This is a genomic window from Pseudomonas cuatrocienegasensis, assembly GCF_900110925.1.
Taxonomy (GTDB): Bacteria; Pseudomonadota; Gammaproteobacteria; order Pseudomonadales; family Pseudomonadaceae; genus Aquipseudomonas; species Aquipseudomonas cuatrocienegasensis.
In genome coordinates this window covers 1-11,633 of sequence record NZ_FOFP01000035.1, presented here as the reverse complement: position 1 = coordinate 11,633, position 11,633 = coordinate 1, and the positions used below count along the sequence as shown (strand labels likewise).

The 11,633-nt window shown below is 51.4% G+C and carries 5 protein-coding genes and 2 pseudogenes; all 7 read right to left on the bottom strand.

The annotated features are described in order from the left end of the window. A pseudogene (locus BMW49_RS25270) lies at window positions 1-6,776 on the bottom strand (hypothetical protein); the annotation flags it as partial. Next, window positions 6,773-7,405, bottom strand: a complete 633-nt coding sequence (locus BMW49_RS24050; protein ID WP_069522493.1) for a hypothetical protein — start codon at window positions 7,403-7,405, stop codon at window positions 6,773-6,775. The pseudogene BMW49_RS25270 and the gene BMW49_RS24050, both read right to left, overlap by 4 nt. Next, on the bottom strand, window positions 7,402-7,800 hold the full coding sequence (locus tag BMW49_RS24735; RefSeq protein ID WP_139133879.1) for a hypothetical protein: 399 nt from the start codon (window positions 7,798-7,800) through the stop codon (window positions 7,402-7,404). Before BMW49_RS24735 ends, BMW49_RS24050 begins: the two co-directional genes overlap by 4 nt. Beyond that, window positions 7,797-8,426, bottom strand: a complete 630-nt coding sequence (locus BMW49_RS24045; protein ID WP_069522490.1) for a hypothetical protein — start codon at window positions 8,424-8,426, stop codon at window positions 7,797-7,799. Before BMW49_RS24045 ends, BMW49_RS24735 begins: the two co-directional genes overlap by 4 nt. A 175-nt stretch (window positions 8,427-8,601) precedes the next feature. Beyond that, complete coding sequence (locus tag BMW49_RS24040; RefSeq protein ID WP_069522488.1) at window positions 8,602-9,846, bottom strand: glycosyltransferase family 4 protein; 1,245 nt, start codon at window positions 9,844-9,846, stop codon at window positions 8,602-8,604. A gap of 132 nt (window positions 9,847-9,978) precedes the next feature. After that, window positions 9,979-11,394: an HlyD family type I secretion periplasmic adaptor subunit gene (locus tag BMW49_RS24035; protein WP_090391103.1), complete on the bottom strand. Its 1,416-nt coding sequence runs from the start codon at window positions 11,392-11,394 to the stop codon at window positions 9,979-9,981. Continuing rightward, window positions 11,391-11,633 (bottom strand): annotated as a pseudogene (locus BMW49_RS24030) (type I secretion system permease/ATPase); the annotation flags it as partial. The pseudogene BMW49_RS24030 and the gene BMW49_RS24035, both read right to left, overlap by 4 nt.

Here is an 11,633-nt window from a genome sequence, read left to right as displayed (position 1 = left end):
CCTGAACCGCCGTCAAGCAGATCATCACCATCACCGCCTGACAATTGATCGTTACCGGCATCGCCGTACAACAGATCATGGCCTGAGCCTCCGTCGAGCAGATCATCACCTTCACCACCAAAGAGGGTGTCTGCTCCCGCTCCACCATTCAGGGTGTCATTGCCTTCATGAACTTCTATCCAGTCGTTACCTGCTCCACCCGATACTTCATCATCGCCAGCCCATGCGGAAATAAAGTCAGCCCATTGGGTCCCTTCCAGAACATCGGACTCATCAGTGCCTTCCACATAATTCCAATCCGAATACAACAACAGTTCATACTGAACAAAAGAACCATCCGGATAAGTGGCGGTAAAAATAATATGCTCACTTTGATCTATTCGCTCAAAGGCGCCCGTAATCCGCCCACTAGACGAATCAAACTGCAACCACTGGGGCAGAGCTTCATCATTATCCAAAACCGCAGTCAGCTCGGGCAACATTCCATCTGCATCAGGAACAAGCGGTATGAAATATTCCCAAGGCTCACCACCATTTACCACCAATTCAGCAAGTATGTTTTCTGGGTTCAAGACCGGCAGATCAATCCCAAATTCACCCGGAGCATAATCCCTTAAAACAACACTCCCCAGGGAAAGATAAATAATTAAATCACCCGACTCACCCTCCAACTGCAGACTAAACGAACCATCCCTGCTCCCCCAAGCATTAACCCCTACTGCGATAAGCCTGGACTTGTCGAGCATGACATCATCAACAAAGATGGCACCCAAACCATCACTATCACGTATATAGGTTATATTCGACAAGCCAAAAGAATCTTCGTTATAAAAATAATAACTATCTTTACCCTCTCCGCCATCCAGTATATCTAAACCGTGACTACCGTAAAAAATATCATCCCCACCCCCACCGAGCAAATAATCATTGCCAGCACCAGAATGCAAGGTGTCATTACCTAACATACCCTGCAAGGGCAGCATTTCATATCCTTGCGCTGCCACATCACTGCTTCTTAGCTCATGCCCTTCCATTGATATATCTGGAATTGTGCTCAAACCAAAATATTCTAGTAATTGCTTCTGCGACAGAATCGAGCCATCAGCAAACTGGTAGAGCTCTATACCGGAGCCTTGTGGACTATCAGGCGAAGGCATAACGACTCGAATCAACTGCCCGCTATCAAGAGCAATATCTAGAGTTAACGAGACCCTCATTGAGCGATGGACATTTAGATTATTCACATCACTAAAATCATCATAGAACCATTCCTGACTCCCACCTGCCTGGAACCACTCAGCTCTGCCAGAATTCACCTCCGCCAGCACTTTACCCCATGAAAGGCTTATATTATTTAAGTTTGCATCTGGTGGCAGAACTACTTTATCGAGGTGGGTAGACTCTGTCGTTTCGAGATAGCTGTATGCTCCTTCACCAAATAGATCAGGATAAGAGGGCAATGGGAAATCATTAACGATATCGACTCCGTCACCGGAGAAAAAAACATAAGTATCGGCTCCGCCGCCACCCATCAGCAGATCATTTCCTGCTCCACCAATTAAATAGTCAGCACCGTATGAACCTAAAAGGGTGTCTTGACCGTCGCCGCCCGACAGGAAGACCCCCATACTTGCTCTTTCTACGGGGTACCCCCTCATCAGATCATCACCAGAACCACCACGGACAATATGCCCCTGGGTAACCTTATAGGCACGCCCCTGATCATCACCTATCACTACTTTATAAATCGTATCTGTCCATGAACGATATTTACTGTATGTAAGAACACTTGATTGCAATCCAGAACCAGAAGCTTGCCCCTGATTTGACTCTAGGATTACCCCTACAACCTTATCTGGTTCAGTTGAAGAGTACACAGGTGTGTAAGTGCCGGGCACGCTAAATCCCGAACCCTGATTATTGCTCAACTTTTGTAGATCATTGGCAGAGAGGTAAGTAGCCCCACCTCCTCCAGCAGTAAAACGACCACCTGAGGAAGCGCTATAAACAGGCCTGCTTGACACAGCGACCTCATTACGATACTTACTCGCCCCGTATATATGCGAATAATAAAACCCATCATATTCGCGCTCAGGCTCGGCATCGTAGTTAAATTCTTTAAACACCGCCCTATATGCATAGTCATGCTCCCATCCTTTGCCACTACTGTAACTATGGAAGTACCCGTCAGCCTCTAGCTCAGCGCCCCGCCGCTCTTGCTCCGCCGCAAATTCAGCCTGAACTTGGCGTTTAAATTTTCGCTCCCAGAAAGATATATCTACCGAGACGCCCTCAGAAAGCTCAGCGACAAATTCCTCCATGGACTGTTCGTGACCGTCTTCATCTGTCACTCTCCAGCCCGTGGAATTCAAATAATAATCTTCAATTCGCAGGCTTTGACTATTATCTTTATTTACAATCAGCAGATCACTTCCCTCACGCCGACTCTGCAGATCCGCAAGATCAATGTCACGAGCCAATCTCAAAACTGAGTATTCGCCCTCAACATCTCGAAGAATGTCATGACCTGACTCAGAAGTAAGGAGATATGTATCAACCCCCGCCCCGCCCTCTAAAGTATCGTCCCCGGCTCCACCAGAAAGCGTGTCATTGCCCTCAGCGCCGACTAACAAATCATTCCCGTCACCGCCATAAAGCCCATCATCCCCCTCACCACCAAGCAAGGTATCATCCCCTTGGCCACCTATGAGGGTGTCATTTCCTGCGTCCCCTTGCAGGTGATCATTGCCAGAACCACCTGCAATACGGTCGTCACCTGCACCACCTAATAAGGTATCGTTACCTTCGTTGCCATAGAGATGATCATTTCCGGCGGCGGCATTTATGAGGTCGTCGCCTAGGCCTCCTGAAAGAATGTCTCCGGCGTCACTTCCCAGTAGATGCCCTCCCGAGTCGGGCGCAAAGAGAGTAAGCCCCCCCACCTCAGCCAGAACCTCACTCAAAGCCAAAGAAGACCCATCATCGAAATAAAAATGAGAAACAGCGCCGGTCATTCCATTTTCGATGTATATAGTACCGCCTTCATAAGTAACAGTAAGGTAACTATTACCCTCAGAATTATAAGCCCGACCAAAGATCAATGACTCTCGCGTAATTCCTTGCTCGAAGATAACAGAGTTGATGCCCTCTTCATCTTTCAAAAAGTCAACACCATCGCCGACAGCAAAAACGTAACGGTCATCCCCACTACCACCCTGCAGGGTATCGTTTCCTTGCCCACCGATTAGAACGTCTGCACCACCTAAGCCATTGAGCACATCGTCAGCCTTGCCGCCAACCAATTCATCATCCGAACCAGATCCGGTCAGATCGACCGGAGTAGAAAGATGCCTCATGAACTGAGAGTATGAATATACTTGTCCGTTGGCGAAGACAAAATTCGACTGTGCCCACTTTGAGTAGTCAAAGATAATCAAAGCGTCGCCACCGCCATTGGCAATCCGCAAGGCTTTCTCACCAGAATTGGTTAGAACAAGATCAATTTTAATATTATCGATACTGAAACCAGAACCAAACTCTATACTATTCCTACCCCCAGCATCCTTTATCGTATCTATACCGTCACCTTGGTTGAATATGTAACGGTCGTTTCCTTCCCCGCCTTGAAGGGTGTCATTTCCGAGGCCACCATCGAATAAATTATTCCCGCTTTCGTCCAAGAGGACATCAGCGCCAGCGCCGCCCAACAGAGTATCGTTCCCGGTACCTCCCCAGAGGGAATCGTCATCATCTCCACCGTCTAGGTAGTCGTTGCCATTCCCCCCGAGTAAGGTGTCTTTACCAGCACCGCCATATAACCAATCATTACCCGTAAGCGAAGACACATCATCCGAACTTTGATGATCCTCGCCCGACAGAAAATCATCACCATCCCCGCCCAGCAAGGTGTCGTCACCGCCCATACCAAACAGCACATCACGATCCGCACCACCGTCAAGGTAGTCATTGCCATGATATTCAGCGGGCGTGGTTCGATCATCGCCAAACAATGTATCGTTGCCTTCATCGCCAAACAGCCGATCATGGCCACCATTGCCCAGTATCAGGTCATTGCCTTCGCCGCCGAGCAATATGTCATCACCGTGTTTGTCGCCAGGCATGCGTGCGTTGGGCTTATCTTCTGACACCCCATCGAAGCCATCGCCAATAAGCGTGTCATTACCAGTTCCACCAACCAGCGTGTCGTTCCCTTCACCACCGAGTAGGTAGTCATGCCCGGCGTTACCCTCTATGTAGTCATCGCCAGCGTAGCCATCAACAAAATCATTGCCCTCTCCAGCAAAAACGACATCGTTTCCCGCCTGCTCCAGCGGAGCATAACCTGCCGTTCCGGAAACAAAGGCGATCAACTGCTTCTCCTGCCCAATATCGATGCTATAGGTCTGAAGAAACAGATTGGGCATTAAATTAGAGGTCACCCCATCAGCAATAATGATGTCATCGCCATCACCACCCATAATGGTGTCGTCCCCAGCACCACCGAATAATCCATCCTGGCCGTTAGAGCCAACTAACAAATCATCTCCCGCTCCACCATCGAGCCAATCCCCGGTTATGCCTCTGCCCTCAGACAAAGGATTGGCCACGCCAAACTCGCCCACTTTGTAGCCATAAATTTGGTCATTACCGGCTCCGCCGAAAATGCGGTCGCTACCTTCTAGTCCACTTATCAGATCGCTGCCCGTCGAGCCATCCAAGCTGTCGTTATCTGCAGTACCGTTGACCGCGCCGTTATCGACAGGGGGCTCGAATTCCTCAACCCCCAGTCCCAGTGCCAGTGCCCCCGGCACGTAGTTGAGAATCCGTATACTGTCGCCCTGCCCATACAACACCAGCATGTCGCTGCCGGAGCGCAGGAACTTGATCTTGCCGTCTTCGCTGTGCCAGCTGTCGGCGTCAGGAGCCAAGCGTTGCGCCAGGGTGTAATGCACATCGTCTATCCACAGCCCACCACTCCCATCGATATCAATCAGCATGTCGTGACCATCGCCGGTCGAGAACTCATAGCGGTCATCGTCAGCACCACCAACAAGAGTGTCGTTGCCCTTGCCGCCGTTCAGGATGTCGTTGCCGCTACCGCCTTCGAGGTAGTCGTTTCCGGCTTCGCCCTTGAGAATGTCGTTGCCACCCATGCCGTAGAAGCGGTCGTTACCTATATTGCCCTCAAGAGTGTTTGCGCCATCGCTACCGAAGTACACGCGATGGACAAGTGGTTGAATTGCAACGAAAGGATCAGGGAGGACCAGTACTTCTTGCCCTGAAGCGAAATCTTGGTAGTCGAAACCGTCCTTCGCCGCCAAGTCGGTAACTTGTTGATTCTCGCTAATAGTCCATTTTTTGATGAGACCCGCCAACATAGCGGAGCGATCAGTCATCCACTCTTGAGTAAGCGCCCCTTGACCGGTTTCAGGGTTGTATACCGACAGGGCGCTGCTGTCATAGTTATATCCCACAATGGCGAAAGGGCTTAGCTCACTGAGGGCAAAGCGTACCGCCAAATTCTCTGGAGTGGCGGCAGTGCCGGCATTACCAGCTAACGTGGCAATATCGGAGCCCGTACGTCCACCCAGAAGGGTGACCGAAAATGGGCTAGTTACACCGATGAGATCTAGCCGCGCCTGGATCTGCTCCACCGTGGCATAAAATGCCTCGCGGCCTGGACCTAAGTTATCCGCACCAGATGGGATCGGGTCGTAACCAAAAACCTTGGCCACTGTATTGATCACTGTTTCTAGTGCTTGCGAGGCGTCGCTGCTCACTTCTAGTAGCAACTGGTTAAGCTGAGCAATACTAAGGGTATTATCGAGCTGCCAAAGAATACTCATTACCGCTAATGAGTCTGTCATTTGGCCAGCACCGTGACCGAAGGTAGTACCTAGACTACTACTCTCAATTCCAACCGTAGTTATGCCGCCGGGCTGCTTAAGACCGATTGACTCGTTCTGAGCTACAACCGTTAAACCGCTACCAATGTAATTAGTGATTTTGTCCGACGAAAAATCGGATGCGCCACCCAGCATAGAAAATAGATTGGTTACGTTAAAGTTATTAGCAATGAGAGGGTTGCCCGTAGAGAAACCAGCGCCATTGACCATGGTGGCATCGGTGGTAATACCGGGAAATAAACGTGAGAAAGCAGCCGCTAAGTGTCCGCCGAGACTATGGCCTGTTACATGCAAGGGAGTCGTGGCATTGATTACGCCTAGACCATCCGTGAACGACACAGACACCACTTCATACACACCAGAGATATCTCCATTAATTCCTGACATACCCTTAAGATAAAGAAATCCGTTTTGTTGCGCATATTCGGCAGGCGATCTACCTAACTCGGCTTCGTACATGACCTTCTTAAGCATCACGCCTTCGTAGGCGCCAGTATTCGTGAGCTTTTGGTAGTAATTGTACATATCAATAATTTGGTCGACAGCTAAGCCATCAAGCACAATATCACCAAAGTCGGCATACGCTAGATCATCAATAGGGCCAGCTGTGCCACGGAAAGCGAGGGTGTACTCGCTATTTGCTTTTGACTTGAATAATGTCGCGGAAAAATCACTGATAGGATCATCCGGCAAGTGGTCGATCACGGCCCAATTGGTTACGAATTCGGCTGCCTGGGTGGCAGAAAAAGTCTGGCCACCATTGAATTCAGCGTTCCGAAGTTCCGTTGCAACATCCTTATCCAGTCGAAGATCGGCATAGGATGCCTCGGCCAACTCTGCCATATCGGCGATATGTGCAATATCCGTCATTTTACTTCCCCCTTCCCTAGTTGTTCGAGTGCGTAGCGATTGCTACTAAAAAAATCCATAAACCCCTGAATAGCAGTCGTCGGCCCACAGTTACGATGTCCCAGGCTCAGCCAAATTTTGTAGTCGCTTAACGAGTTCGCTCCCAAGGCTAGAGCACCTGGACTGCCACGATAGAACTCAATTGCTCGGGCCAAGGCATTGCCTGTCGCCTTATCAACTAGCACACTTTCGCTACGCCCGATTGCATCGTTAAAGCTACGAGTCTGCGTATACTCCATATAAATACGATCTGACGACCAAGATCGGTGGGTATCTTCATTGATGGTTTCATATTTTCCAATCTCATTAACACCCCACTTTCGTCCAACCATATCCGGATTTTCCTTAATCCACTGCCCCGGGCTTTTGTATACCCAAAACCCTGCCTCAGTTGAACAGTAATATTTGTGCATCACGTAGACCGGTATCCAATCCCAAAATACCAGGTTATACATGAGCAAAGCGGCAAGCCAACCACCAACCCAACCTTTACTGTAACGCCGCTTGGAAAATCGGTAGAATTTGTTAATTACGAAAATTGAAATAAGACCATAGACCACGAAAAATACAATATAAATTAGGGCGATCATGCTACTGCCTCCAGATCATTTGTATTCACTCTTCTCCCAGCACAACAAGACGATAGATTATAAAGATCAGAAACTTGGTCGATAGCTCGGCTTTTAAGAACAATCTTGCCAAGATCGGCATACAATAAATCATCCACGACACCCGCCGCACCTCGAAAGGCGAGCGCATATGCACCATCTGCATCTGACTTGAATAATGTCGCGGAAAAATCACTGACAGGATCATCCGGCAAGTGGTCGATCACGGCCCAATTGGTTACGAATTCGGCAGCTTGAGTGACAGAAAAACCGGAATTAATTAAAGCTGTTGACGGGTCATTCAAATTAAACAAGACATACGATGCCTCTGCAAGTTCAGCCATATTCGCCGCAAATTCAATATTTGTAGTAGTCATTTCCCACATCCCTGTCCAAGCTTAATAAGCATCCGAAAATTTTCTGCGAAACCCAGCTGATAATCCTTCCCATTAGGATTAATGCAAGAGTTACCGCCAATAGCTAACCAAACCTTAAAATCTGTAAAAGCAGCATTACCAACAGATAGTGCACTCTCATTAATTTTCTCAAACTGAACTACACGAGCAAGAAGCATTCCTGTATTTGAATCGACAAGAGACTGCTCATTTTTACGTAAACCATGTAAAAATTTAGGTTGCCTAAGGGTCTCGGAGTAAATCTTGCTGGAATACCAAGTCTTCCAGTGGTCATTGGATAAACGCTCCACTGGCCATCCATAGTCATTACCCCACTTCTCTCCGACCATGCCTGGATGCTCTTTAATCCATTGTTCCGGGCTTTTGTATACCCAAAACCCGGCCTCGGTTGAACAGTAATATTTGTGCATCACGTAGACCGGTATCCAATCCCAAAATACCAGGTTGTACATGACTAACGCAGCAAGCCAACCACCAACCCAGCCCTTGCCGTAACGGAGCTTAGTAAAACCGTAAGATTTATTAATTACGAAAATCGTGACCAATCCATAGGCCACGAAAAATGCAATATAAAGTAGAGCGATCATGCCGCTGCTCCCTAGCTATTGGTTACCGATCTTCTCGCAAGGCAACAAGGTGATAGATGGCGGCCGCAAATACCGAGTGCCCCCAAACTTTCCGGCACGACGCTGCCCTGTACGTTTTCTTCCATGTCAACTCCTACGCATTGATCCGGCAGCTCGTCTGGCTTGGCAAAACCATTCAACTGACAACTCGGCTGATAGTCGGCTCTGGTTGGCGGCAGGCAGCACTCGCCAGAATTGGCTGAAGATAATGGTCATTTCCATGCTCTATGGAATAGCGTTGCGCCGCTATATAGGACGCCTTACGCAATTCCTTAAATTTCTCTGGCTTGGTAAGCCCCTGCAAAACTCGTTCAGCTATTTCGTCCAGTTTGAAAAAGTCCACCATCAGACCGTTTTCTTTATCGCGAATAACTTCGCGTACCGGCGCGGTATCCGATGCAACAACCAAGCACCCACTCGCCATGGCTTCCAATAGCGACCAGGACAGTACAAAAGGGTAAGTCAGGTAGAGATGCACTGCCGAGACTTGCAGCACCTTCTTGTAAGTGGCGTAAGGCACCTTGCCGAGAAAGTGCACCCGTTCTAGATCAACCGGATTTTCCGCTAAGAGCTTGGTTCGCCAGTTGGGCGCATCCTTGGGCTTGCTGCCGTAGCTGACGCCATCGCCGCCGACAATCACAACTTGGCAAGTTGGGTGCTCTTTGAGGATTTTCGGCAGCGCACGCATAAAGCTGTGAAAGCCTCGATACGGCTCCAAGTTGCGCGCCACATAGGTGATGATCGGCTCACCGGCCTTTAGCACTTTGCCGCTGGGAAGTTGCAGGGTCGCCTCAGGGTTTGGCCCCAGGTTAGCGGTGTCGATGCCTTCGTGGATGATCTGGATTTTGTCCTGATACGCCTTGGGATGCAGGCTGTGCTGCCAATGGGTCGGGGTGATGGCGGCATCGCAATTTTCCAGGTTAAGCAGATGCAGGGCATTGCGGCTGCGGATGCTGGCGGCGCCGTTGATCTCCAGGGGGAACTCGGGATCGAAGCCTGCATCGGCCCCCTGGGTCTGGTAGTAGTACTCGCAGAAATGAATCAGCTTGGCGTGCGGAAAGGCATCCTTGGCGTAGAGGGTTTCGCCCCAGCCGGGGTGTGCGACTATTACGTCCGGGCGGTAGCCCTTGGCTTTGAGGTCCAACAAGAGGCGCAACACTTGTTGGCCATGCAGTACGCCGTCTTCAAAACTACGGACATAAAGATGAGTGTGAGCGCTTGCTGTGCGATGGGGCTTGTAGCGCAACAGCCGCACCCCTGGCAGCCCTGGTGCCTGCTCGCGGCCGATGGCCAATACTTGAACACCCGGCTGTTTGGCCAAATACGCGGCGATATGGCGAAATTGGCCCGGGAAGTTCTGGTGGATAAACAACACTCGCATACCGCTGCTCCCTGCACGTGCTATTGGTATTACGCCACTGCTTGGGTATCGCTCTGTGCTTACCCCAGCCCACGGTTGTTACTTTTCGCCCTTGATCGCCAGCATGCTGGCTCTACGGCAAGGCGGTATTCGTCAGCGTTCGCTCAAGCTTTCTGCTGTGTGCTGTTTAAGCGGGCTGAGAAAGTAATCAATCACCTTCCTCTTATCCGTCTTCACTTCCGCCCTTACCGCCATCCCCGGCGACAACGCAATCAGGTTCTCGCCCACTTGAATTGTGTTCTTCTTAAGCTGTATCCGTGCGCTGTACACCAGGCCAAGCTTTTCATCTTCAATCGCATCGTTGGAGATGCTTTGCACCACGCCGTCGACGACGCCGTATTTGGTGAAGCTGAAGGTCTCGACCTTGATTTCCACTTCTTGGCCAGGGCGGACAAAGCCGATGTCTTTGTTCTCCAGCATGGCTTCTACTTCTACGGGTTGATCGGTCGGCACGATCACCATCAGCGGTTGGGCTTCGGTCACCACGCCGCCGTTGGTGTGGATGGCCAGTTGCTGCACGGTGCCCTCTACCGGGGCGGTGAGGTGCATCAGGCGGTTGCGCTGTTCGGCCTTTTTAAGTTCTTGGGCCAGCCCGGCGGCGCGTTGCTCTGCCTCATGCTGCAGGTCGAGCATGGTCCGGCGGGTTTGCGCGAGTACGCTGTTTTGTTGGCTTTCGGCGGCTTTTTTCGCGGCGCTGAGTTCGGCGATGCGCGCTTGTTGCAGGGCCAGTTCGCGCTCTTGGTCGAGGCGGGCTTGTTCGCGCTCCAGGTAGGCGTGTTTGGCGATGAACTGTTTGTCCAGCAGGCGTTTGTAGTCGGCGGCCAGTTCGCGGGTGATGGGCAGGGTTTGGTTCAGGGAGGCGATGCTGGTGCGCACCGACTGGATTTCCGCGCTGCGCTGCTCGATCTCCGCGTCGCTCTGGTCGAGGGTGCTGCGCAGTTCCAGGTATTGCCCCTGTACCCAACGCTGCGCCGCTTGTTGGGCGTCGGGGCTGGCGTCGGGGATCAGCGCGGCCAGGTTGGGCGGCTCGCTGCGCTGCTCGATGGCAGCGAGTAAGGCACTGGCCCGAGCCCGGTCGACCTGGGCTGCTAGCAGGTCGCTTTTCAGGCGGTCAACGTCGGCCCCAGTGATCTGTGCATCCAGCTCGACCAGCAGTTCGCCGGCTTTGACGTGCTGACCGTCGTAGACATGAATCGCTTTGACCACCGCCACTTCGCTGGGCTGGATGATTTTGGTCTTGCCGCTGGGGACGATCTTGCCGCTGGCGGTGGCCACCACGTCGATTTCGCCGATGCAGGCCCAGAGCAAGGTCAGGGCAGCAAACAGCATGAGGGCCCATTGGATATACCGCGGTGCGGGGTGTACGGGCTTTTCCTGCAGCGCCAGGGCGGCGGGCAAAAACTGCACTTCATGGCTCAAGCGTGGCGCTGCATCCATGGCTTTACGCTGTTGCCAGGAATGCCGCCAGGCTTGGCGGTAGCGGTTGATCAACTCGCGTTTGGCGCTCATGCGGCACCGCCGTGTTGCAGACGGTGCAGGCGCGAGTAGTGGCCGGCTTGGTGGCTGAGGAGTTCGGCGTGGCTGCCTTGTTCGACGATCTGCCCGCGGTCCATAACCAGGATGCGGTTGGCATCGCGCACGGCAGACAGCCGGTGGGCAATGATGATGACTGTGCGGCCCTTGCAGATGGCTTGCATGTTCTGCTGGATCACCCGCTCGGACTCGTAGTCCAGGGCGCTGGTCGCTTC

Bases quoted from the DNA above. Each gene is read 5' to 3' on its own strand.
- BMW49_RS24045 (WP_069522490.1), bottom strand. From the start codon at position 8,426: ATGATCGCTCTACTTTATATTGCATTTTTCGTGGCCTATGGATTGGTC.
- BMW49_RS24050 (WP_069522493.1), bottom strand. From the start codon at position 7,405: ATGATCGCCCTAATTTATATTGTATTTTTCGTGGTCTATGGTCTTATT.
- BMW49_RS24035 (WP_090391103.1), bottom strand. From the start codon at position 11,394: ATGAGCGCCAAACGCGAGTTGATCAACCGCTACCGCCAAGCCTGGCGG.
- BMW49_RS24040 (WP_069522488.1), bottom strand. From the start codon at position 9,846: ATGCGAGTGTTGTTTATCCACCAGAACTTCCCGGGCCAATTTCGCCAT.
- BMW49_RS24735 (WP_139133879.1), bottom strand. From the start codon at position 7,800: ATGACTACTACAAATATTGAATTTGCGGCGAATATGGCTGAACTTGCA.